At 57.7% G+C, this 21,674-nt stretch carries 24 protein-coding genes and 2 pseudogenes; 16 read left to right on the top strand and 10 right to left on the bottom strand.

The features are described 5' to 3' along the window. Nucleotides 1-209 precede the first annotated feature (209 nt). Nucleotides 210-1,604, top strand: coding sequence for an argininosuccinate lyase (gene argH / locus DYL59_RS11965; protein WP_135289358.1), 1,395 nt, complete (start codon nt 210-212; stop codon nt 1,602-1,604). Nucleotides 1,605-1,743: 139 nt separating this feature from the next. Here argH and DYL59_RS11960 read toward each other — a convergent pair whose 3' ends face one another. Then, on the bottom strand, nt 1,744-2,403 hold the full coding sequence (locus tag DYL59_RS11960; protein ID WP_135289357.1) for a glutathione S-transferase family protein: 660 nt from the start codon (nt 2,401-2,403) through the stop codon (nt 1,744-1,746). 126 nt (nt 2,404-2,529) lie between these two features. Between DYL59_RS11960 and DYL59_RS11955 the strand changes: the two genes are divergently transcribed. From DYL59_RS11955 to DYL59_RS11945, 3 genes are all read left to right on the top strand, one after another. Beyond that, complete coding sequence (locus DYL59_RS11955; protein WP_135289356.1) at nt 2,530-2,814, top strand: hypothetical protein; 285 nt, start codon at nt 2,530-2,532, stop codon at nt 2,812-2,814. Nucleotides 2,815-2,910: 96 nt separating this feature from the next. After that, nucleotides 2,911-3,165, top strand: a complete 255-nt coding sequence (locus tag DYL59_RS11950) for a TIGR02647 family protein (protein WP_003195403.1) — start codon at nt 2,911-2,913, stop codon at nt 3,163-3,165. Between the two features lie 168 nt (nt 3,166-3,333). Then, nucleotides 3,334-6,174, top strand: coding sequence for a class I adenylate cyclase (locus DYL59_RS11945; protein WP_135289355.1), 2,841 nt, complete (start codon nt 3,334-3,336; stop codon nt 6,172-6,174). Here DYL59_RS11945 and rnk read toward each other — a convergent pair. From rnk to cyaY, 3 genes are all read right to left on the bottom strand, one after another. Further along, nucleotides 6,171-6,584 (bottom strand): nucleoside diphosphate kinase regulator, encoded by a 414-nt coding sequence (gene rnk, locus DYL59_RS11940; RefSeq protein ID WP_135289354.1) that lies wholly within the window; start codon nt 6,582-6,584, stop codon nt 6,171-6,173. The two genes, DYL59_RS11945 and rnk, sit on opposite strands and share 4 nt — an antisense overlap. A gap of 131 nt (nt 6,585-6,715) precedes the next feature. Next, entirely contained in the window at nt 6,716-6,934 is a 219-nt protein-coding gene (locus DYL59_RS11935) for a DUF1289 domain-containing protein (RefSeq protein ID WP_135289370.1), read from the bottom strand. Between the two features lie 2 nt (nt 6,935-6,936). Beyond that, nucleotides 6,937-7,269 carry an iron donor protein CyaY gene (cyaY, locus tag DYL59_RS11930; protein WP_015886499.1) on the bottom strand — a complete coding sequence of 111 codons (333 nt, stop codon included), beginning with the start codon at nt 7,267-7,269 and terminating at the stop codon, nt 6,937-6,939. A gap of 238 nt (nt 7,270-7,507) precedes the next feature. Between cyaY and lptM the strand changes: the two genes are divergently transcribed. The 6 genes from lptM to DYL59_RS11900 are packed head-to-tail and all read left to right on the top strand — an operon-like array spanning nt 7,508 to nt 12,090. Then, entirely contained in the window at nt 7,508-7,675 is a 168-nt protein-coding gene (lptM, locus tag DYL59_RS11925) for an LPS translocon maturation chaperone LptM (RefSeq protein WP_017845169.1), read from the top strand. Nucleotides 7,676-7,684: 9 nt separating this feature from the next. Beyond that, on the top strand, nt 7,685-8,932 hold the full coding sequence (lysA, locus tag DYL59_RS11920) for a diaminopimelate decarboxylase (protein WP_135289353.1): 1,248 nt from the start codon (nt 7,685-7,687) through the stop codon (nt 8,930-8,932). A 3-nt stretch (nt 8,933-8,935) separates the two neighbouring features. After that, a complete protein-coding gene (dapF, locus tag DYL59_RS11915) occupies nt 8,936-9,766 on the top strand; it encodes a diaminopimelate epimerase (RefSeq protein ID WP_135289352.1) in 831 nt (276 codons plus the stop codon). A 13-nt stretch (nt 9,767-9,779) separates the two neighbouring features. Beyond that, entirely contained in the window at nt 9,780-10,496 is a 717-nt protein-coding gene (locus tag DYL59_RS11910; RefSeq protein ID WP_135289351.1) for a DUF484 family protein, read from the top strand. Between the two features lie 2 nt (nt 10,497-10,498). Next, nucleotides 10,499-11,398 (top strand): tyrosine recombinase XerC, encoded by a 900-nt coding sequence (gene xerC, locus DYL59_RS11905; protein ID WP_010207453.1) that lies wholly within the window; start codon nt 10,499-10,501, stop codon nt 11,396-11,398. Further along, a complete protein-coding gene (locus tag DYL59_RS11900; protein WP_135289350.1) occupies nt 11,395-12,090 on the top strand; it encodes an HAD family hydrolase in 696 nt (231 codons plus the stop codon). Before xerC ends, DYL59_RS11900 begins: the two co-directional genes overlap by 4 nt. A 208-nt stretch (nt 12,091-12,298) precedes the next feature. Here DYL59_RS11900 and sutA read toward each other — a convergent pair whose 3' ends face one another. The 3 genes from sutA to glnK all read right to left on the bottom strand — a co-directional run bounded on the left by sutA (nt 12,299) and on the right by glnK (nt 14,725). Next, entirely contained in the window at nt 12,299-12,625 is a 327-nt protein-coding gene (sutA, locus tag DYL59_RS11895; protein WP_135289349.1) for a transcriptional regulator SutA, read from the bottom strand. A 389-nt stretch (nt 12,626-13,014) separates the two neighbouring features. Then, a complete protein-coding gene (locus DYL59_RS11890; protein WP_135289348.1) occupies nt 13,015-14,352 on the bottom strand; it encodes an ammonium transporter in 1,338 nt (445 codons plus the stop codon). Nucleotides 14,353-14,386: 34 nt separating this feature from the next. Continuing rightward, nucleotides 14,387-14,725, bottom strand: a complete 339-nt coding sequence (gene glnK / locus DYL59_RS11885) for a P-II family nitrogen regulator (RefSeq protein WP_002555808.1) — start codon at nt 14,723-14,725, stop codon at nt 14,387-14,389. Nucleotides 14,726-15,146: 421 nt separating this feature from the next. Here glnK and DYL59_RS11880 point away from each other — a divergent pair, with 421 nt between their 5' ends. From DYL59_RS11880 to DYL59_RS11870, 3 genes and pseudogenes are all read left to right on the top strand, one after another. Further along, nucleotides 15,147-15,410 (top strand): accessory factor UbiK family protein, encoded by a 264-nt coding sequence (locus DYL59_RS11880; protein WP_071488052.1) that lies wholly within the window; start codon nt 15,147-15,149, stop codon nt 15,408-15,410. Nucleotides 15,411-15,562: 152 nt separating this feature from the next. Continuing rightward, nucleotides 15,563-16,210 (top strand): annotated as a pseudogene (locus DYL59_RS11875) (magnesium chelatase domain-containing protein); the annotation flags it as partial. A gap of 43 nt (nt 16,211-16,253) precedes the next feature. Continuing rightward, nucleotides 16,254-18,047, top strand: a complete 1,794-nt coding sequence (locus tag DYL59_RS11870) for a recombinase family protein (protein WP_135289347.1) — start codon at nt 16,254-16,256, stop codon at nt 18,045-18,047. An 85-nt stretch (nt 18,048-18,132) separates the two neighbouring features. On the opposite strand, the gene DYL59_RS11865 is transcribed toward DYL59_RS11870, so the two are convergent. After that, nucleotides 18,133-18,750, bottom strand: a complete 618-nt coding sequence (locus tag DYL59_RS11865) for a recombinase family protein (protein WP_135289346.1) — start codon at nt 18,748-18,750, stop codon at nt 18,133-18,135. 131 nt (nt 18,751-18,881) lie between these two features. Then, nucleotides 18,882-19,097, bottom strand: a complete 216-nt coding sequence (locus DYL59_RS11860) for a hypothetical protein (RefSeq protein ID WP_135289345.1) — start codon at nt 19,095-19,097, stop codon at nt 18,882-18,884. Nucleotides 19,098-19,234: 137 nt separating this feature from the next. Here DYL59_RS11860 and DYL59_RS11855 point away from each other — a divergent pair, with 137 nt between their 5' ends. Then, entirely contained in the window at nt 19,235-20,086 is an 852-nt protein-coding gene (locus tag DYL59_RS11855; protein ID WP_135289344.1) for an exonuclease domain-containing protein, read from the top strand. Nucleotides 20,087-20,089: 3 nt separating this feature from the next. Here DYL59_RS11855 and DYL59_RS11850 read toward each other — a convergent pair whose 3' ends face one another. Further along, nucleotides 20,090-20,338: a helix-turn-helix domain-containing protein gene (locus tag DYL59_RS11850; RefSeq protein WP_135289343.1), complete on the bottom strand. Its 249-nt coding sequence runs from the start codon at nt 20,336-20,338 to the stop codon at nt 20,090-20,092. A 120-nt stretch (nt 20,339-20,458) separates the two neighbouring features. Between DYL59_RS11850 and DYL59_RS11845 the strand changes: the two genes are divergently transcribed. Further along, nucleotides 20,459-20,683: a hypothetical protein gene (locus DYL59_RS11845; protein WP_135289342.1), complete on the top strand. Its 225-nt coding sequence runs from the start codon at nt 20,459-20,461 to the stop codon at nt 20,681-20,683. Between the two features lie 557 nt (nt 20,684-21,240). Further along, nucleotides 21,241-21,519 (top strand): annotated as a pseudogene (locus DYL59_RS31630) (energy transducer TonB); the annotation flags it as partial. Nucleotides 21,520-21,674 lie beyond the last annotated feature (155 nt).

Raw genomic sequence — 21,674 nt, 5'->3', positions numbered from 1 at the left:
CACCGAGACGGCATTGCTCAATCGTCAAATATCGTTTCAATAAGCCTCTGTCTCCAGTCTCGTCCCGGACGCGATCGACGGCAAGGCACTTAGCCATCGTTTGCACAAATAAAAATGCCGACGACCCGCAGCACCGCCTGCGCAGGCAACCCTGTTATTATCGCCGGCACACTTCCAAGCCTCTTTATTAAGCAATCACGAGCGAATCCATGAGCACCGACAAGACCAACCAGTCCTGGGGCGGCCGCTTCAGTGAACCCGTCGACGCCTTCGTCGCCCGCTTCACCGCCTCCGTCACTTTCGACCAGCGCCTGTACCGCCACGACATCATGGGCTCCATCGCCCACGCGACGATGCTGGCCAAGGTCGGCGTGCTGACCGATGCCGAGCGCGACAGCATCATCGACGGCCTGACCACCATCCGCGGTGAGATCGAAGCCGGTACGTTCGACTGGCGCGTCGACCTGGAAGACGTGCACATGAATATCGAGGCCCGCCTCACCGACCGTATCGGTGTGACCGGCAAGAAACTGCACACTGGCCGTAGCCGTAACGACCAGGTCGCCACTGATATCCGCCTGTGGATCCGTGACGAAATCGACCTGATCCTGGCCGAAATCACCCGCCTGCAAAAAGGCCTGCTGGAGCAGGCCGAGCGTGAGTCGGCCACCATCATGCCCGGCTTCACCCACCTGCAGACCGCGCAGCCTGTGACTTTCGGCCACCACCTGCTGGCCTGGTTCGAAATGCTCAGCCGCGACTACGAGCGCCTGGTGGACTGTCGCAAGCGCGCCAACCGCATGCCCCTGGGCAGCGCCGCACTGGCCGGCACCACCTACCCGATCGACCGCGAATACACCGCGCAGTTGCTGGGCTTCGACGCCGTGGGCGGCAACTCCCTGGACGGCGTGTCCGACCGTGACTTCGCCATCGAATTCTGCGCCGCCGCCAGCATCGCGATGATGCACCTGTCGCGTTTCTCCGAAGAGCTGGTGCTGTGGACCAGCGCGCAATTCCAGTTCATCGACCTGCCGGACCGCTTCTGCACCGGCAGCTCGATCATGCCGCAAAAGAAAAACCCCGACGTGCCCGAGCTGGTACGTGGCAAAAGCGGCCGTGTATTCGGCGCGCTGATGGGCCTGCTGACCCTGATGAAAGGCCAACCGCTGGCCTACAACAAGGACAACCAGGAAGACAAAGAGCCGCTGTTCGACGCCGCCGACACCCTGCGCGACTCGCTGCGCGCGTTTGCCGACATGATCCCGGCGATCAAGCCCAAGCACGCGATCATGCGTGAAGCGGCGCTGCGCGGGTTCTCCACCGCCACCGACCTGGCGGACTACCTGGTGCGCCGTGGCCTGCCGTTCCGTGACTGCCACGAAATCGTCGGCCATGCCGTCAAATACGGCGTGGACACCGGCAAGGACCTGGCGGAAATGAGCTTGGAAGAACTGCGTCAGTTCAGCGACCAGATCGAGCAGGACGTGTTCGCAGTGCTGACGCTGGAAGGCTCGGTGAATGCACGTAACCATGTTGGCGGGACTGCGCCGGCGCAGGTCAAGGCAGCCGTGGTGCGCGGCCAGGCCTTGCTCGCCAGCCGCTAAACCGAGGGTTGCGCAACAACTCGGTTAAACCTGTGGGAGCGGGCTTGCTCGCGAAAGCGGAATATCAGTCGATACATTCGTCGACTGACACTCCGCTTTCGCAAGCAAGCTCCCACATTTTGATCTACCCCACCCCTGACTACTTCTTGGCAGCAATCATCGCCATAAACGCCGGCATCGCCGCGTCCCTGTCCGCCGCGACCTTCTGGGCATTGGGCATGGCATGCAGCGTCTCCAGCAACGCCTTGGCTGACGGCATCTCAGCCAGCAAGTCCAAGCCAAACAACTTCTCGCCCACCCCACAGGCGAGGTTCATGCTGTACATGAAATACAGATCCACCAACGTAAAGCTCTCCCCCGCCACATAGGGCGCGAATTTGCCATGCCGCCCCAACGCCCCGACACCCAGCAGCAACTCAGCCTTGGATTTATCCTTGATCGCCTGCGGTACCGGCATGCCGAAAAACGCCTCGGCGTAACAGGTACGGGCGGGCAGTTCGATGTACAGCTCAATCTCCCGGCACAGCGCCAGTACCTGGGCACGCTGGAACGGATCAGCCGGCAGCAGCGAAGGACCCTCCTGGGTTTGCTCGATATATTCAAGGATCACGCTGGTTTCGTTGATAAAGCCTTGCTTCACCCCCAGCACCGGCACCTTGCCTCGCGGGCTCACAGCGAGGGCTTCTGGCGTTTGCCCGGCATAAAAAGGCACCTCTTCGAAAGGCAGTCCCTTCTCCATCAGCGCCAGTTTGACCATGTTGTAGTAGTTGCTGACCGAAAATCCGTAGAGCTTGAGCATTGCGACTGCCTCCAGGCCGGGTGTGGGGTTGGCTGTAAAGGTTATAGATCCGAAGCCCTCGCCTGACCAGCAGCATCACCTGCCTGAATGGGGGTAGACTGGCGCCCTTCCCTTAAGGAGCCTGCCATGAGCGAGCCGACCGATATCGACAACGACGAAGAAGAATTCGCCGAAAACACCTTGATCGAAGCCATCGAGAACCAGATCGAAAGCGAAAACCCGCCTGCCGCCAAGGCCACCTTCAACAAGCTGACCCTGGTCGGTTATGAGCGTGAAGAGATCCTGCAATTGATGGCCCACGTACTGGCCGTCGAGATCGATGCACTGCTGGAAGAAGACCGCGCGTTCAATACCGAATGGTATGAAACTGCGCTGCGTGCCCTGCCGACATTGCCGCCCGAAAAGCAATAAATCCAGTACGCGGTTACACACTGGACAGTTCGGCAAAGTGCGTTCACCTTATGGCCTGCTAGCCTCTAATAAATTCTTAGAAAGTCTGGAGTCCTTATGTCGTATACCCCTGAGTTGGTTGCCGAACTGGAAATCCTTGTACTCTTCCCCCTCGATAGCACCAAGGAAGGTCTGAAAGTCCACCAGACCGCCGCCCCCACCGCTATTGCCGCTGCCAAACGCCTACACGCCAAAGGGCTTATCGACCAGCCGGACGGAGGCTATCTGACCAGCCTGGGTCGTGATGCTGCAGAGCAGGCACAAACCCTGCTGACCATCCTTACAACTGCCAGCACCAAAGAAGCCGCCTGACACCTGATACCGCCCATGGAGTCCGCCCCCTGCGGATTCCGAGGGCGTTGCCGTGCAAGACACAAAATTCTGGCGCCAAAAACCATTTGCCTCTAAACCTCCTACGCTCCTGGCTGTAAACTCCAACACGGCCGCCCACGTCGGGCCCTGCGAGCCACCGAGTTCGACATGACCCGCACCCACGAAATCCGCCCTGACCTGGACGAAGGCATTGACCGCAAGGTGCTGGCCCAACTGCGCGCACGCTTCATGGCCCTCAATGACGGCCGCATGGCCCGGGCACTCGAAGGCCTGACACCGCGCCAGCAAAGCGTGTTGACCCTGTTGCCGCTGTTTTTCCACGTCAACCATCCTCTGCTGCCCGGCTACGTATCCGGCAGTACACCGGCAGGCCTGTCGAACTTCGAACCCGACGCCCAGGCCCTCACCGAAGCCCAGCGCCTGACCCGTTCGTTCTCCTACAAACCGCGCCATGGCAACCCGCCCTGCCCGATCCACGGCCTGTTTCTGATGGGCAGCCTCGGCACCCTGGCCCAGGCTGACCAGAGCGACATGGATGTATGGGTGTGCCACGCGCCGGACCTTGGCGAAACCGAGTTGGCCGAACTGCGCAGGAAGTGCCAATTACTCGAAGCCTGGGCCCTGACCATGGGCGCCGAGGCGCATTTTTTCCTGATCGAGCCGACCCGCTTTGTGCTTGGCGAACGCGACACCCAGCTCAGTTCGGACGATTGCGGCACGACCCAGCACTACCTGTTGCTGGATGAGTTCTACCGCACCGCCATCTGGCTGGCCGGGCGTACGCCGATCTGGTGGTTGGTGCCGGTGTATGAAGAACGCCGTTACGCCGAATTCACCCACACGCTGATCTCCAAGCGTTTTATCCGTGCCGATGAGACCCTCGACCTGGGCCACCTGGCGCGCATTCCCCCCGGCGAATTCATCGGTGCGGGGCTGTGGCAACTGTTCAAGGGCATCGAGTCGCCCTACAAATCGGTGCTCAAGCTGCTGCTGACCGAGGTCTACGCCAGTGAACACCCCAACGTGCAGTGCCTGAGCCTGCGGTTCAAACAGGCGGTATTTGCCAACCAGATGGACCTGGACGAACTGGACCCGTACATCGTGGTGTACCGCCGCATCGAGGAATACCTCAAGGCGCGCAACGAGCCCGAACGCCTGGAACTGGTCCGGCGCGCGTTGTATTTGAAGGTCAACCGCAAGCTCAGCGCCGGCCAGCGCAGCACCCGTTGGCAACGCTTGCTGTTGGAGCGCCTGGCCCATGAGTGGGGGTGGGACGCGCGCCAACTGGCCCTGCTGGACAGTCGCAGCCAATGGAAAGTGCGCCAGGTAGCGTCCGAGCGCCGCGCCCTGGTCAATGAGCTGAACTACAGCTACCGCTTCCTGACCCAGTTCGCCCGCACCGAGCAGACCGTCAGCCTGATCAACAAGCGCGACCTCAATGTACTGGGCCGACGCCTGTACGCGGCCTTCGAGCGCAAGGCCGGCAAAGTGGAGTTCATCAACCCCGGCATCGCCCCGGACCTGGCCGAAGATACCCTGACCCTGGTGCAGTCGCCCAACCGCAAGGAGCCCGGCCAGTACTATTGGGGCCTGTACAACGGCAACCTGACGGCCCAGGAATCGGAACACTTCGCGCCGATCAAGCGCAGCCGCGACCTGCTGGAAATGCTCACCTGGTGCCACCGCAACGGCGTGATCGACAGCAGCACACGCCTGGCCCTGCATCCGGGCGCCAGCGACATGACCGAATTCGAACTGTTCAACCTGCTGGGCAGCCTGCAACAGACCATCGCCCTGCCCCTGGCCAGTGTCGATGAAGAGCGCTTGCTACGTTCGGCCGTGCCCGAGGAGGTGCTGCTGCTGATCAATGTCGGCGTCGACCCACTCAAGCACCACCGCGACCTGAACATCCTGATGACTACCGAGCGCACCGACTCGCTCAGTTATGCCGGTGTGCGCGATAACCTGGTGCTCACCCTGGACCAGGTCACCCTCAATAGCTGGAACGAGGTGATGGTCAGCCGCTACGACGGCCCCCACGCCCTGCTCGATTGCCTGCGTGACTACCTCAACCAACTGCCGCCGGACCACCTGCCGCGCCTGCGGGTGCGCTGCTTCTGTCACAACCGCGCGCAGTTCATTGCCCAACGCGTGGAAGAGATCTTCGACACTGCGCAAAACCTGCTGTTGGGCCAGACCAACCACCGTTATCTGTTGCAGGTGCAGCAGCACTATCACGTCATGGAATTGATGCCCGGCCAGGCCACCCATGTGTCGCTCGCGACCCAGGACGCGCTGATCGCCTATCTGTGCGAAGAATTAGCCATCTACAGCCCACTGCACCTGGACGCCATGGCCCTGGAAGACCACGACCTGGCCTTGCTGCTGCCCATGGGCATGGCCGATTGCGTGCAGGTGTTCTACCGGGTCAACGACGGTTTTGCCGAGCTGTATGTGTTGGATGAGTTCAACGCGCTGTGGCAACAGCGCCTGCCGTTTCATGATGAGCAGAGCCTGCTCGCGCCATTGCAGCGCTTTTTGCAGTCGATCATTTATCGCCGGGAAGCGTTGTCGCCGCTGGACCAACAACAACCGCTGGGTGCGGTGCAAACCTTGTATTACCAACTGCTCCCATCGGGCAACGGTCGCGCACGCAGTATCGAGCCCCGGCCAGCACCACAGAACCCGGCGAACAAGCCGTTTTATGACGTACAGGCGATTATCGGCAAAGCCGCACCGGGCCAGGTGGGCATTACCCTGTACTGCAATCAGCGGGAGTTTTGCGAACTGGAGTTTGGCGACCAGCTCTTTGCCGTGGTAGCCCAGGAAATCGTCGGGCAGCGCCGGGAAACCGAACGCTACCGCTGCTACATCACCGACCTGGACCTGTCGGGCCTGCTCGGTGATGTGCAAAGCCCGAGCAACCTGTACCTGCGCTACAAGGCCGAGCTTGAGTTGTCACTCAACGAGGCGCTGAGCCAGATCTAGAGGGGGAAGGCGCCGCCGTCTTTGGGCTGGCCTTCAACGCTGAGCAATTCCAGCTTGAGGGTCTTGCCGCCGGGCGCTGGCCAGTCGATGTGCTGGCCCACTTGCAGGCCGAGCAATGCGCTGCCCACCGGCGCCAGGATCGAGATTTTGCCTTCGTCCGCATTGGCGTCCTTGGGGTAGACCAGGGTCAGGTGGTAATCCTTGCCACTGCTTTCTTCACGGCAATGCACGCTGGAGTTCATGGTCACGACACCTGCCGGGACTTCATCGTGGCCAACCACGTCTTCGGCGCGGTCGAGTTCGGCTTGCAACGCTTCGACGCCTGGAAACTCATCGCCCAGGCGGTCGATCAATTGCTCCAGACGCTGCACGTCAAGACGGGTGAGGATGATGGACGGTGCGGTGGTCATGATTCAGGCAGACTCCTTTTTTCTGCACAAAAAAGCAAAACCCCGCCAGAAAAAGGCGGGGTTCTCACTGGCCTCGATGAGTTGAGGCGTAGCCGGACACTACCACAGCGTCACAAATAAACAAGACGACCTCAGGCGCGGCCCCTGCGCTCCTCGGCCTGGGCGCAGATCACCCGGCGCCGCGCATCGTCGGCCGAACGCCATTCGCGGATGTCTTCCACATGGCGAAAGCAGCCGAGACAGACTTTCTGCTCGTCCAGGCGACACAAACTGATACAAGGTGACGGCACCGCCGGGCTGACATTGCTGAACAGCGGCTTGGGCGGGCGTACAGGTGCAGACTGGGTCACCATCAGATCTCGTCGAAATCCAGGTCGGCGCCAGTGTATTCGCTCACCAGGCGCGCGAGCATTTCGCTCAGCAGCTCTTCGCTCTTGTCGCACTGCCATTTGCCGCTTTCTTCGTCGTAGTCGAAGTGAACGCCACCGGAACGCGCCGCCAGCCACAACTGACGCAGGGGCTCCTGGCGACTGAAGATCAACTGCTGGCCGCTTTCGAACTTGACGGTCAGCACGCCGGCCGAGTTTTCCAGGTCCACGTCCAGGCCGCTGTCGTCGAAAATATCTTCCAGCGCCTGCTGGGTCGAATCCACCAGGTCGTGAAAACGGGCTTCGGTCAAACTCATTGTGGCAACCTCAAAAGTGTCTGGTTTTGCTCAAGCGCCGCACGATACGGGCGAGCCCCGCCGATTGCAAAGGATACCGATTTCATCGCGATTGACGGTACGAAATATCCTCAGCCAGCGTAGTCCGCTTCACGGCCATCTCGGCAAAGCCCCGCCGGACGGGTATTCCGGCGCATAGGCAAGCTGCCGGGTGGTCGGTATACTCGGGCGCAATTAATGCATATTCAAGGATTTCGCCATGAAGCGCCTGATCTCTTCCCTTGCTGCGCTCGTCGCGGTCGCTTGCCTCGTTAGTGCCTGTGGACAAAAAGGCCCGCTGTACCTGCCAGATGACAGCAAAGACCCGAATGAACAGGCGCAATCGTCGCAAAAACCTGCAAAAGCGCATAAGCACGACACCTACTAAGGGAACCCCATGGACGCTTTTAACTACCGGGACGGCGAGCTGTTCGCGGAAGGCGTGGCGTTGTCCGCGATCGCCGAGCGCTTTGGTACCCCGACCTACGTGTACTCCCGCGCGCACATCGAAGCCCAATACCGCTCCTTCACCGACCCACTGATCGGCGTTCCACACCTGGTGTGCTACGCGGTCAAGGCCAACTCCAACCTGGGCGTGCTCAATGTCCTGGCGCGCTTGGGCGCCGGTTTCGACATCGTGTCCCGAGGCGAGCTGGAACGTGTATTGGCCGCTGGCGGCCAGGCTGACAAAATCGTGTTCTCCGGCGTCGGCAAGAGCCGTGAAGACATGCGTCGCGCCCTGGAAGTCGGCGTGCATTGCTTCAACGTCGAGTCCACCGACGAGCTCGAACGCCTGCAGGTCGTGGCCGCCGAGATGGGCGTTCGCGCGCCGATCTCCCTGCGCGTCAACCCGGATGTCGACGCCGGCACCCACCCGTACATTTCCACCGGTCTCAAAGAGAACAAGTTCGGCATCGCCATTGCCGACGCCGAGGACGTGTACATCCGCGCCGCTCAACTGCCGAACCTGGAAGTGCTGGGTGTCGATTGCCACATCGGCTCGCAACTGACCAGCCTGCCACCGTTCCTCGATGCCCTCGACCGCCTGCTGGCGTTGATCGACCGCCTCGGCGAGTGCGGCATCTACCTGCACCACATCGACCTCGGTGGCGGCGTGGGCGTGCGCTATCGCGATGAAGAACCGCCGCTGATTGCCGACTACATCCAGGCCGTGCGCGAGCGTATCGAAGGCCGCGACCTCACCCTGATGTTCGAGCCGGGCCGCTACATCGTTGCCAACGCAGGTGTGCTGCTGACCCAGGTCGAGTACCTCAAGCACACCGAGCACAAGGACTTCGCCATCGTCGACGCGGCGATGAACGACCTGATTCGCCCGGCGCTGTACCAGGCCTGGATGAACGTCACCGCCGTAACGCCTCGTGATGGTGAAGCGCGCGCCTATGACATCGTCGGCCCGATCTGCGAGACCGGCGACTTCCTGGCCAAGGATCGTCAGCTGGCCCTGGAAGAAGGCGACCTGCTGGCCGTGCATTCGGCCGGTGCCTATGGGTTTGTCATGAGCTCCAACTACAACACCCGCGGCCGTACCGCCGAGGTGCTGGTGGACGGTGATCAAGCGTTTGAAGTGCGTCGCCGCGAGACGGTAGCCGAGTTGTATGCTGGCGAAAGCCTGCTGCCGGAGTAAGCCATGCTGCTGCGTTTTACCAAGATGCACGGGCTGGGCAATGATTTCATGGTCCTCGACCTGGTCAGCCAGCACGCGCACATCCTGCCCAAGCACGCCAAACAGTGGGGCGACCGGCACACCGGTATTGGTTTCGACCAGCTGCTGATCGTCGAGGCGCCGAGCAACCCGGAGGTGGATTTCCGTTATCGGATCTTCAACTCCGACGGTTCCGAAGTGGAACAGTGCGGTAACGGTGCGCGCTGCTTCGCCCGCTTTGTGCTGGACAAGCGCCTGACCGCCAAGCGCCAGATCCGCGTCGAGACCAAAAGCGGCGTGATCGAACTGGATATCCGCAACGACGGCCAGATCAGCGTCAACATGGGCGCGCCACGCCTGGTGCCGGCGGACATTCCGTTCCAGGCCACCGAGCAGGCCACCAGCTACGCAGTTGACGTTGACGGCCAGGTCGTCGACCTTGCAGCCGTGTCCATGGGCAACCCCCATGCGGTGCTGCGGGTCACCGACATCAATAACGCGCCCGTACATGAATTGGGGCCGAAGATCGAACACCACCCGCGCTTTCCGGCACGGGTCAACGTAGGTTTCCTACAGGTGATCGACCGTACCCGCGCGCAATTGCGCGTGTGGGAACGCGGCGCCGGCGAGACCCAGGCCTGCGGTACCGGTGCTTGCGCCGCTGCCGTGGCCGCGATCAGCCAGGGGTGGATGGATTCGCCGCTGTTGATCGACCTGCCCGGTGGACGCTTGTCCATCGAATGGGCAGGCCCTGGCCACCCGGTACTGATGACCGGGCCGGCCTCGCGTGTATACGAAGGACAGGTCCGTCTATGAGTGAGCCCAGCTAATGACCGATAAGCCTCAAGTACCCGCACAAGCATCCCCGAGCGACAGCCTGGAGGCCGCAGCCGTCGCGGCGTACCTTGAGGCGAATCCGGACTTCTTCGTTGAACACGAAGAACTGCTGCCGGCCCTGCGCATCCCCCACCAGCGCGGCGACACCGTGTCGCTGGTGGAGCGGCAGATGAAGATCCTGCGCGAGCGCAATATCGAAATGCGCCACAAGCTCTCGCACCTGATGGACGTGGCCCGCGACAACGACCGTCTGTTCGATAAGACCCGTCGCCTGATCCTGGCCCTGATGGACGCCAACAGCCTGGAAGAAACGGTAATCGCCGTGGAAGACAGCCTGCGCCAGGACTTCCAGGTGCCCTTTGTGAGCCTGATCCTGTTCAGCGACAACCCGATGCCGGTGGGTCGCTGGGTCAGCGGCAGCGAAGCGCAAACTGCCATTGGCGGCTTGCTGTCCGAAGGCAAGAGCATCAGCGGCACCCTGCGCGAGCATGAGCTGGACTTTCTGTTTGGCGCCGAACAACGCAAGCAAATCGGTTCTACCGCCGTGGTTGCCCTCAGCCATCAGGGCCTGCATGGCGTACTGGCCATCGCCAGCCGCGACCCTGCGCACTACAAAAGCTCGGTCGGCACACTGTTTTTGACCTACATCGCCGAAGTGCTGGGCCGCGTGCTGCCACGCTTTACCACCGCCCTGCGCGCGGTGCGCTAGCCATGGAACGGCAACTGGACGCTTATTGCGCTCACCTGCGCAACGAGCGCCAGGTGTCGCCCCATACCCTGGAAGCCTATCGGCGGGACTTGAACAAGGTCCTGGCGTATTGCGAAAAGCAACAGATCAGCAGTTGGAAGGCCCTGGATATCCAAAGCCTGCGCAGCCTGATCGCGCGCCTGCACCAGGCGGGTCAGTCGTCACGCAGCCTGTCGCGTCTGCTCTCGGCGGTACGCGGCCTGTATCACTACCTGAACCGTGAAGGCCTGTGCGATCACGACCCAGCCAACGGCCTGTCACCGCCCAAGGGCGAGCGGCGCCTGCCCAAGACCCTGGACACCGATCGAGCCCTGCAACTGCTGGATGGCGCCGTCGAGGACGACTTCCTGGCCCATCGTGACCAGGCGATCCTGGAGCTGTTCTACTCGTCGGGCCTGCGCCTTTCCGAGCTGACCGGCTTGAACCTCGATCAACTGGACCTGGCGGACGGCTTGGTGCAAGTGCTCGGCAAAGGTAGCAAGACCCGCGTGCTACCGGTGGGCAGGAAAGCCAGGGAAGCCTTACAGCTGTGGTTGCCGTTGCGTCTGTTGACCAACCCAGCCGACGATGCGGTGTTTGTCAGCCAGCAAGGCCGGCGCTTGGGCCCACGGGCCATCCAGGTGCGGGTCAAGGCTGCCGGCGAGCGCGAACTGGGCCAGAACCTGCACCCCCATATGCTGCGGCACTCCTTTGCCAGCCATATGCTGGAGTCTTCTCAGGACCTTCGCGCCGTGCAAGAACTGCTCGGCCATTCCGACATCAAGACCACTCAGATCTATACCCATCTGGACTTCCAACACCTGGCAACGGTGTACGACAGCGCCCATCCACGGGCCAAACGCATCAAGGGCGGCGACTCATGAGTATCAAGCTGATCACCTTCGACCTGGACGACACGCTCTGGGACAACGTACCCGTCATCATCAGCGCCGAAGCGTCGATGCGCGAGTGGCTGACGGTTAACGCCGCCAAAGTCGGCGACTTGCCGTTGGAGCATTTCGCCGGTCTGCGCCAGCAGGTGCTGGAGCGTAATCCCGAGCTGAAACACCGCATCAGCCTCCTGCGTCACCGCGTGTTGATGCATGCGTTCGAAGAGGCGGGTTATCCACAGCCTGAAGCCACGGAGATGGCGGATGTGTGCTTCGAGGCCTTCATTCATGCGCGACACCAACTCACTCCATTTCCCGAAGCAGAGCCCATGCTTCAAGCGCTGCGCCAGCACTTTCTGCTGGGTGTAATCACCAACGGCAACGCCGATGTGCAGCGCGTTGGCCTGGCGCACTACTTCCACTTTGCCCTGCGTGCCGAAGATATCGGCATTGCCAAGCCCGACGCACGACTGTTCCAGGAGGCCTTGCAACGTGGCGGGGTGGAGGCCAGTGCGGCAGTGCATGTGGGCGATCATCCGGGAGATGACATTGCAGGGGCGCAGCAGGCGGGGTTGCGGGCGGTGTGGTTTAACCCCAACGGCAAGGTTTGGGACGCAGATAAGCGCCCCGACGCAGAGATTCGTAGTCTGACGCAGTTGCCAGAACTGCTCCGCAGCTGGCAATAACACGACAGAAGCAACACTGAGAATCCAAATGTGGGAGGGGGCTTGCTCCCGATTGCGGTGGTTCAGCCAGCATATTTGTGAGCTGATACACCGCTATCGGGAGCAAGCCCCCTCCCACATTTGAATCGCCATATGGCTCAAGCCAATCACCAGGCATGAAAAAACCCGCAGCGACGGCGGGCTTTTTCTTACAAGCAGGTGACGGACCTCAGATAGGTCGGCTGCCGTACTTGTTATCCGGCTTCTTCGGTGGATCTGCCACCACGTTGGCCTCGACTTCCTGCACTTTGCCGCCTTTAGCGAGGAATTCTTCCATCGCACGGGCCAGGGCATCGCGCTCTTTGTTCTTGGCTTCAACGCTTGGCAGTTCGTCTACCGACACCGCAGCCTTGGCTTTGCCTTTGGCAGTCGGAGCAGGTGCATCATCGCCACCGTCGTCGTCAGCAACGTCTTCCGCTGCCGCCTCCAGACCTTCTTCGGTGTCGTCTTCGTCACCTACTTCGAGTTCGTCGTTTTCCAGATCATCGTCGCTCATGTTCTACCTCATGACTTGCGAAAAGCAGATTAGTTATAGCCCAGCTTCGCCAACTGTCGAAGGCCGCTGGAAAAAAATCAACATCCACTGGATAACCAGTGGCTTATGCCCCATCACCGTGCAAGGTGGCGAGGACTTCACGAGCACCGCCAGGATCACGCTGCTCGCCCGGATAAATACAGTTTTGCGCCCATCGGCGCGCATTCTAGCGCGCTCTGGGAAAAAACAAAGTGTCGAATACGCCTACATGCCTGTAAGACATTCGCAGGGGTAAAAGTGCCCCGCGCATACCAACACAAACTCCTGGGAAAAACCGTTACAGCTTTCTGGGACAGACAAACACCAGGCAAAAAAATGCCCGGCAAGCCGGGCATTTTTTTTACGCGTACTTACAAGTTGTAGCCGCGTTCGTTGTGTTGCGCCAGGTCGAGGCCAACGGCTTCCTCTTCCTCGGTAACCCGCAGGCCCATGACCATGTCGAGTACCTTGAGGATGATATAGGTCACCACCGCCGTGTAGATCACGGTGAAACCAACGCCTTTGCACTGGATCCAGACCTGCGCAGCCACGTCAGTTACGGTGCCGAAGCCGCCCAGGGCAGGGGCTGCGAACACACCGGTGAGGATCGCACCGACGATACCGCCGATACCGTGCACGCCGAATGCGTCCAGGGAGTCGTCGTAGCCCAGCTTGCGCTTGAGGCTGGTGGCGCAGAAGAAGCAGATCACACCGGCGACCAGGCCGATCACCAGGGCGCCCATTGGGCCTACGGTTCCAGCAGCTGGGGTGATTGCTACCAGGCCAGCCACCACACCGGAGGCAATGCCCAGGGCGCTTGGCTTACCGTGGGTGATCCACTCGGCGAACATCCAGCCCAGTGCCGCAGCAGCGGTCGCGATTTGGGTTACCAGCATCGCCATACCGGCAGTGCCGTTGGCGGCGGCAGCGGAGCCGGCGTTGAAGCCGAACCAGCCGATCCACAGCATGGCCGCGCCGATCAGGGTGTAACCCAGGTTGTGCGGTGCCATTGGGGTGGTCGGGAAGCCTTTACGCTTGCCGAGCACGATGCACGCCACCAGGCCAGCCACACCGGCGTTGATGTGCACCACGGTGCCGCCAGCGAAGTCCAGTACGCCCCAGTCCCACATCAGGCCACCGTTACCGCTCCAGACCATGTGCGCGATCGGCGCATAGACCAGGGTGAACCAGATAGCCATGAAGATCAGCATCGCGGAGAACTTCATGCGCTCGGCGAAAGCACCGACGATCAGCGCTGGGGTAATGATGGCGAAGGTCATCTGGAAGGTGATGAACACGGCTTCCGGGAACAGCGCCGCAGGGCCGGTGATGCTGGCTGGGGTCACGCCCGCCAGGAACGCCTTGCCCATGCCGCCAAAGAAGGAGTTGAAGTTGACGACACCCTGCTCCATCCCGGTCGTATCGAACGCGATGCTGTAGCCGTAGACCACCCACAGGATGCTGATCAGGCCAGTGATGGCGAAGCACTGCATCATCACCGACAGAATATTTTTGGAGCGGACCATGCCGCCGTAGAACAGCGCCAGGCCAGGGATGGTCATGAACAGCACCAAGGCGGTGGCGGTCAGCATCCAGGCGGTGTCGCCGGAGTTGAGGACTGGAGCAGCCACTTCGTCTGCCGCCATGGCCAGGCTTGGCATTACGATGGACAACAGGGCTCCGAGCCCTGCGAATTTACGCAGAGTCATATTGTTTTCTCCTGGGGCGTTGGGGTTTGGCGGCTTAGATTGCGTCGGTATCGGTTTCGCCGGTACGGATGCGAATAGCCTGTTCCAGATTGACCACGAAGATCTTGCCGTCACCAATCTTGCCGGTGTTGGCGGCCTTGGTTATCGCCTCGATAACCCGATCAAGATCCTTGTCGTCAATGGCGACATCAATCTTCACCTTCGGCAGGAAATCGACTACATATTCCGCGCCGCGATACAGCTCGGTGTGACCCTTCTGCCGACCGAAGCCTTTGACCTCAGTAACGGTAATGCCCTGCACGCCGATCTCGGACAACGACTCGCGTACATCGTCCAACTTGAACGGCTTGATGATGGCAGTGACTAGCTTCATGAAAACTCTCTCCCGAATTGGTGGACTTGCCCCAGGAAAACAAACCCGTCTCAAGTCTAAGCGCAGTGCCTGGCTTTGTAACGCGTCGTCGCAAAGGCAGTGCCGTTGCGACGCCAGCGAACCACTGGTGACGAAACCTGTACCCCTGATCCGTCGGCGCACTGCATTCGTCACAGCGACTGCATCAGTGCATGGGTCATGATCGTCTAAGCAGAAACCTTGCCATCTCCGTAAAAATCACTGAAATCAGTCCTTTGCTCGCCTTTGCCCACCCGCGAGGCTTTTTGGCGACCGCAATGCGCACAAAAACAGTGCGCTGGTGTCGGGCCCATTGCGCGAAAAGCGTGCGCTGGCGGTCGTGAAAAAGACTATAGACGCTGCGTGATACACTGCCGCCCAACAGTTTTCCGGAATATTTCCCATGCTCGCGCCCAAAGACCTCCTCGACGCCCTGAGCGGCCACGCCTCTCGCCTGTTCAGCGGCGACACCCCGCTGCCCCGCAATGAAATCGAAAGCCAGTTCAAGGCGCTGCTGCAAAGCGGTTTCAGCAAACTCGACCTGGTCAGCCGTGAAGAGTTTGATAGCCAGATGGTGGTGTTGGCGCGCACGCGAGCACGGCTAGAAAGCCTGGAAGCGAAAGTCGCCGAGCTGGAAGCGCGACTCACGCCCCCCTCTGCTGAATAAACGCAGTCAATGTGGGAGAGGGCTTGCTCCCTCCCACATTTGCCCCATGCGGTCCTGTGGATACGTTCTGTAAAACCTCTACGCCGCGCTTTCCCCCGTCTCGCCTACCCTTGAAAAAACCGCAGGAAGCGGCCTCTTTTCAAGGAACCCCCATGTCCCTCGCCATTGTCCACAGCCGCGCCCAGGTCGGCGTCCAAGCCCCTGCCGTCACCGTCGAAGTGCACATGGCCAATGGTCTGCCGTCCCTGACCTTGGTGGGGCTGCCTGAAACGGCGGTCAAGGAAAGCAAGGACCGCGTACGCAGCGCCATCCTCAACTCTGCACTGCAATACCCCGCCCGCCGCATCACCCTCAACCTGGCGCCCGCCGACCTGCCCAAGGATGGCGGGCGTTTTGATTTGGCAATTGCCCTGGGGATATTGGCGGCCAGCATGCAGGTGCCCACGTTGATGCTCGATGACGTGGAATGCCTGGGTGAACTGGCCTTGTCGGGGGACGTGCGCGCGGTCAAAGGCGTGTTGCCGGCGGCCCTGGCTGCGCGCAAGGCCGGGCGCACCGTGATAGTGCCCCGGGCGAATGCCGAGGAAGCCTGCCTGGCATCAGGGTTGAAGGTGATTGCAGCGGACCACTTGCTACAGGTGGTGGCGCACCTCAATGGGCATCAGCCCATCGAACCCTATCAGTCCGATGGTTTGCTGTACTTGAACAAGCCCTATCCGGACCTGAGTGAAGTACAGGGCCAGCTTGGCGCCAAGCGTGCGCTGCTGATCGCGGCGGCGGGCGCCCACAACCTGCTAATGTTGTATTACAATACACCCACCAAAATTCTTCAGTATTTGACCAATGTCCAACAGACCGAAAGCCTACAGTTATGTCCGTTTTTCAACGCCAGAGCAGGCAAAAGGGGACAGTCGTCGACGCCAATACAAAGCGGCTATCGAATACGCAGATAAACATAATTTGGAGCTCGTAAAAGACAGTAACTACGCATTCTTGGATGCGGGTGTAAGCGCATACAGAGGAAGTAACGTGAATCGGGTTTCAAGCAGTCTTGGCCGATTTTACGACTACGTGAAAGAAGGCGTGATTGCTCCTGGCTCTTACTTGCTGGTTGAGTCACTTGACCGCCTAAGTCGAGAACAGGTCACAGAGGCATTACCGCGTTTTCTGGACCTTTTGAATAGCGGAATTATTGTCGTTACGTTCGGCGATGGCACTGTCTACAAAAAGTCTGCCGAAACGATGCAGTTGGTCATGTCTATATTCCATATGTCCCGCGCTCATTCCGAATCCTCGATAAAAGGGCAAAGGGTTTCGGACGCATGGCGGCAGAAACAAGCTATGGCGCGCGCAGAGGGTGTCCCCCTTGGTGCTGCGTGCCCGCAATGGTTAGCATTTGATGGCGAGGCCTACAAGGTAATTCCTGACCGTGCCAGCGTTGTCAAAAGGGTGTTCGACCTGACGATTCAAGGATATGGACAACGAGCGATTGTAAAGTTATTCAATAGTGAAGGTGTGCCAGTATTTGGCTCTGAAAATAGGAACAAGTCTGGGCTATGGGGGAATAGCTCAATTGGCAAGATACTGGTAAACAGATCGGTACTTGGAGAGTATCAGCCAAATATTTGGACAGACGGTCAGCGCCGCACTTCTGGCGAGCCCATCAAAGGTTTCTACCCGCCAGTGATCGATGAAGAACTGTACTATGCTGCCTTGGATAGCCGCAAATCGAGAAATGTGTCAAAGGCAGCGAAGACGTCCTCCAACTTTAATGTCTGGGCAAAAATTGCAGTTTGCGCATATTGCAAATCACCAATGCATCTAGTTAATAAAGGAAAACCACCGAAAGGACGAAAATATATTCGCTGTTCAAAGTCTGCGAAGGGTGCGTGCATTAACCGATCAGTTCGATTAGATGAAAGTGAGATTGTTTTCCAAGAAATGCTTGCCAAACTTAATATGGCATCACTGATCAAAGACAACGCACAAGTGTTGCGTAAGCGTATTAGTGAACTCGATGGCCGGATTGAATCAGCAAGACTTAAGCTCGTCGATGTTTCTGCACTGTTGCAATCCTACCCCTCGAGAACACTGGCAGAAACGGCCGCAAGTGTAGAGGGAGATATCTCAAAAATGGTATTTGAGCTTGACAAATGCAAAGCCGACCTTTCATCTGAGTATATAACCGACAAGTTTGAATTTTTCAAGAAGCTTGATTTGATTTCATATGAAGGACGATATTTAGCGAACCAGCAGGTCCAGCGGCTTGGAATAGCAGTCCGGATTAAACACGATGACATCCGGACTCAATACACTGTGATGGTGGGAGAGTTGCCTAAGTTTATCTATATGGCAGATCATGGACAAGACCCGCTATTTGTACCTTTTTCCATTGAAATACTGCGTGCCGGCATCCGTCAAAATGACATGCAAGCGACAAAGTTTATAACCAAGCCAGATAGAATGCTGAAAGAAGCGTTATCAGATGAATCGATGGCAACGTACAAGAGTAATGTGCAGGGTGATATTGACGTGCATAAGTTTCGGTTCAGTGCGGCAGATAATGAGGCCGCTAATCAAAAGTTATTGAAGATTTTTGAAAAACAATTTTGGGGTGGAGACAAAGGAGATACCTAGAGGGTGCCGAATGTCTGAACTGATCTTCGCCGCATGGAACCGTGGATGGTACCTAAATCTAACCCATCCGGGCCTGCGGGGGAGACTAGGCCTCACGCTTGATTCGGTAAACTGTTGCAACGCCAACTTCTGCAAGTTTGGCAATATCTTCTGCTGACATTGTTGGGTGCTTAGCCATTAGCATTTTTACTTTTGCCCACTTTTCAACGTTCTTGCTTTTTCCCTTTGGTGTCCAGTTTGGGTCTACTAGACGTTTGTTTTGCAATCCTTGCTTGATTCGCTCAACACGTTTTTCCTGGTCAAGACGAGCCATCGTCGCCATGAGGTCCAGCAGCATGCTGTTGATAACGTCCATTATCTGACCAGTCATCCCCATGTCTTCAATCAACATATGACTTGTAGGCAAATCTGCTATCACAACGCGTAAACCCTTTGCTTTGATCTTGGCTTTCAAAGTTTCCCAGTCTGACTGGGACAGACGGCTTAGACGATCAACGCTTTCACATACAATGCATTCACCGGGTTGTGCTGCGTCCAGCAACCGCATTAATTCTGGACGGTCTAGCTTTGTTCCACTGATGTTTTCAGAATACACGCCTGCAATGACAAGGCCTTTTTCATTTACGAATGCATCCAAGCTAGCTTTCGCCCGCAAGGCATCTTGGTCTTTGGTGCTGGCACGCAGGTACAGATGTGCTTTCAATTTTTTATCCTTTATAGTTTTATTTGATAGACCTATGATAAATCGATCATATAGCTATCCGCAATAGGTTTTTGATAGGCGCAAACGACGTTCCGTCGGACTACTAAAAAAGTAGACTCCTTTGATAGCAGTTAACGTCTCAACTTGAGAATCCCGGCAGTGATTGCTGAAGCATTTTCGTCGAGGGCATTCAGCGCCCCGATGGCGTTGCTATGTGTTTCGAGCGCACCAGTTGACTTTGCCCACACTGCAACCTCTTCCAGTGCTGCTGATAACGCATACTGGTTGTACAACAGCAAGGTCAGTACGTCAGCGGTTACGATGTTGGCTTCTGCATTACCTGGCATTTGGGTCATCCTTTGATGGGTGATACTGGAAGTCAGGAAGATCAGTTGGAACTGCTATCAGTTTGCAAGCGTCTTTCACTGTTGATACGTTCCACTCTGGTTCACGTCTTTTTGATCGACTGCTTCCGGAGAAAGAAATGGACTTCACTGTGATTGACGTTGAGACAGCCAACCCCAACCTTGCAAGCATTTGTCAGGTTGGAATCGCCGTATTTCGAGACGGGAAACTTCACGATACGTGGAGCTCCCTAGTCAACCCTAACGACTACTTTCACCCTATGAACGTATCCGTACATGGAATTGACGAAGCGACGATCGCGTCGGCTCCCTCTTGGGCTGATGTTTATAGCCAGATTTTGCCATTCGTGACGGGTCAAATCGTGGCCAGTCATATGCCGTTTGATCGTACTGCAACACTGCGCGCTTGTCAGAATGCTGGTTTAGCGCATTTCGATTGTTCTTGGCTTGATACCGCAAAGGTCGCCCGCAGAGCGTGGGCGGAGTTTTCACGGTCGGGATATGGGCTCAAAAATCTTGCCTCCACCTTCGACATTAATTTTGAACACCATGATGCCTTGGAAGATGCAAAGGCGGCAGGGGAAATACTACTTCGCGCAATCGCTCACACGGGGTCTACGGCTGCTGAATGGTGCTCGCTCGTCAACATCCCGCTATCAACGCTAAGCCATCTAGATACGCTTACGGTCAATCCGGATGGAATCTTGGCTGGTAACGTAGTGGTGTTCACCGGAGCACTATCCATCCCACGCCAAGATGCGTCCGCCTTGGCAGCAGCGGGCGGATGCGAGATTGGTTCCGGCGTGACCAAACAAACCACATTATTGGTAGTTGGGGATCAGGATATCACTCGGCTAGCCGGCAAAAACAAGAGCTCAAAGCACATCAAAGCCGAGCAGTTAATTTCAAAAGGTCAAAAGATCCGCATTTTAGGTGAGAGCGACTTTCAGGCCTTACTAATACCAACCTAATCGCTACAGCGCTTGGATGCCGTTTTTCAAATCTTTGATCAACTCAACGACGTCACATCCAAGCACAGCGCACAGGTCGCATATCTGAATTATGTCCAGTCGACGGACCCCACGCTCCACATCGCTCATGAAGGATTGCGGACGCCCCAAAGCGGTTGAACATTGCACCTGCGTGAGTCCGGCAGCAATTCTTCGATTTTTCAGCAGGGCCAAGAAGACGCTGTATTCAGTTCTGTAAATTGCTTTAGGCATGTGGCTGACCGATGGTGAGCAGCCCAACAACGTATATCTGGTTTCCGGATATCTGATTTTCAGATATTTTGTTCACGGGAGCGCCAACACTGGGTTGAGCGCCTCGATCAAGGAATCGATATGAAGCTTTACATCGCAATGTTCATCGCAACATCAAGCATGCCGTTGGCCAGCATGGTCGGAATCCTTGCCATGGAGCTTGGGTATGTCTGGAATTTCCGACAGGCGCTTGGCATTGGTGTCCTAGTGGGCTCTGTGATGCTACTAGTGGCGTTAATCTTGTTCCTAGCCGGGATTCCCTCGACTTTGAAACGTCTGCGCGCCCAAGCCCTTTCCCGTCCGTAACAGGAGCGCAGATGAAATATTCGCTGATGGTCACGTTGCTGTCGGTCTCATTCGTGGCTCAAGCTGACTACGATAATGGGGCGTCGAGCTACTTCAATACACGGTTGTTAAATGTCGTCGAAACCACGGGTTGGAATTTTTCAAAGGCCATAGGCCCTACCCAAATCTTCAACGACTGGCAGGCGAATCAACCGCGTGCAGAAATCAAATATTCTCAACCTCTGCTCTACCACGGTCGTATTGATAAGATCGTCGCGGACAACGGTAATGCCAGTTTCATCTTGGATTTCGGAAAGAAAACGGCTGTGACTGTCATCCTAGCGCCCATTCAAGCCGCATCTTGGTCAGTTGTTGGTAATCAATTGAAGGCCGGCGAGTTGAAGCCTAATCGGGAGTTCGCTGCCAATATCGATGTGGGTCGTGAAATGTACTTTCAGTGCATGCGGCTTGAATTTGGGATTGGCGTATACCTCGTTAACTGCATCGCGCTTCCGCCGAACATTGCATTAGGCAAGGCTCGACCTGAAGTGATCTACGATCTGGAAACCGCGAGTATTGGTGGCTTGATTAAGGCCAGGGCCTCCGAGGGCTGGGTTCGTCCTCCAAGTGCGCGGCGCAACATGACTGCCACAGTTCAAATCGGTATGGCTGCCGACGGAACCATCACATCGACGGAAATAACAAAGTCGAGCGGAGATACCCCTTATGATCATTCAGTGGTGGCAGCCATTAGGAATATTGGCCGATTGAATGAAATTCAGGGCATGAATCCAAGTGACATCAAAGCATATCGTTCATTCGACATGACATTTACACCAGATGATTTAGCTTTATGAAAAATGCAGTGAAATGAAGCCAACATAGAGCACAACACCCATAAAGCCGCACAGGAGGTTTTGGGGGGACTTAATCGATCAGTGCAGCAGTGCATTACCGCCAAGTTAAAACCGCCCCTGCGCACTCACAGGCAGCCTGAATAGCCAAAAGTTAA

This window comes from Pseudomonas kairouanensis (assembly GCF_004682055.1).
In the GTDB taxonomy this organism is placed as follows: Bacteria; Pseudomonadota; Gammaproteobacteria; order Pseudomonadales; family Pseudomonadaceae; genus Aquipseudomonas; species Aquipseudomonas kairouanensis.
The sequence above is the reverse complement of the archived record's forward strand: the minus strand, read 5'-3'. Positions and strand labels throughout refer to the sequence as shown.

Coding starts and splice junctions, on each gene's coding strand:
- cyaY (WP_015886499.1), bottom strand. CDS start 7,269: ATGAGTTTGACCGAAGCCCGTTTTCACGACCTGGTGGATTCGACCCAG.
- DYL59_RS11960 (WP_135289357.1), bottom strand. CDS start 2,403: ATGCTCAAGCTCTACGGATTTTCGGTCAGCAACTACTACAACATGGTC.
- rnk (WP_135289354.1), bottom strand. CDS start 6,584: ATGACCACCGCACCGTCCATCATCCTCACCCGTCTTGACGTGCAGCGT.
- lysA (WP_135289353.1), top strand. CDS start 7,685: ATGGACGCTTTTAACTACCGGGACGGCGAGCTGTTCGCGGAAGGCGTG.
- DYL59_RS11845 (WP_135289342.1), top strand. CDS start 20,459: ATGAAGCTTTACATCGCAATGTTCATCGCAACATCAAGCATGCCGTTG.
- DYL59_RS11950 (WP_003195403.1), top strand. CDS start 2,911: ATGTCGTATACCCCTGAGTTGGTTGCCGAACTGGAAATCCTTGTACTC.
- DYL59_RS11890 (WP_135289348.1), bottom strand. CDS start 14,352: ATGACTCTGCGTAAATTCGCAGGGCTCGGAGCCCTGTTGTCCATCGTA.
- DYL59_RS11880 (WP_071488052.1), top strand. CDS start 15,147: ATGCTCGCGCCCAAAGACCTCCTCGACGCCCTGAGCGGCCACGCCTCT.
- DYL59_RS11855 (WP_135289344.1), top strand. CDS start 19,235: ATGGACTTCACTGTGATTGACGTTGAGACAGCCAACCCCAACCTTGCA.
- DYL59_RS11945 (WP_135289355.1), top strand. CDS start 3,334: ATGACCCGCACCCACGAAATCCGCCCTGACCTGGACGAAGGCATTGAC.
- DYL59_RS11955 (WP_135289356.1), top strand. CDS start 2,530: ATGAGCGAGCCGACCGATATCGACAACGACGAAGAAGAATTCGCCGAA.
- sutA (WP_135289349.1), bottom strand. CDS start 12,625: ATGAGCGACGATGATCTGGAAAACGACGAACTCGAAGTAGGTGACGAA.
- xerC (WP_010207453.1), top strand. CDS start 10,499: ATGGAACGGCAACTGGACGCTTATTGCGCTCACCTGCGCAACGAGCGC.
- DYL59_RS11910 (WP_135289351.1), top strand. CDS start 9,780: ATGACCGATAAGCCTCAAGTACCCGCACAAGCATCCCCGAGCGACAGC.
- argH (WP_135289358.1), top strand. CDS start 210: ATGAGCACCGACAAGACCAACCAGTCCTGGGGCGGCCGCTTCAGTGAA.
- DYL59_RS11850 (WP_135289343.1), bottom strand. CDS start 20,338: ATGCCTAAAGCAATTTACAGAACTGAATACAGCGTCTTCTTGGCCCTG.
- DYL59_RS11860 (WP_135289345.1), bottom strand. CDS start 19,097: ATGCCAGGTAATGCAGAAGCCAACATCGTAACCGCTGACGTACTGACC.
- dapF (WP_135289352.1), top strand. CDS start 8,936: ATGCTGCTGCGTTTTACCAAGATGCACGGGCTGGGCAATGATTTCATG.
- DYL59_RS11870 (WP_135289347.1), top strand. CDS start 16,254: ATGTCCAACAGACCGAAAGCCTACAGTTATGTCCGTTTTTCAACGCCA.
- glnK (WP_002555808.1), bottom strand. CDS start 14,725: ATGAAGCTAGTCACTGCCATCATCAAGCCGTTCAAGTTGGACGATGTA.
- DYL59_RS11900 (WP_135289350.1), top strand. CDS start 11,395: ATGAGTATCAAGCTGATCACCTTCGACCTGGACGACACGCTCTGGGAC.
- lptM (WP_017845169.1), top strand. CDS start 7,508: ATGAAGCGCCTGATCTCTTCCCTTGCTGCGCTCGTCGCGGTCGCTTGC.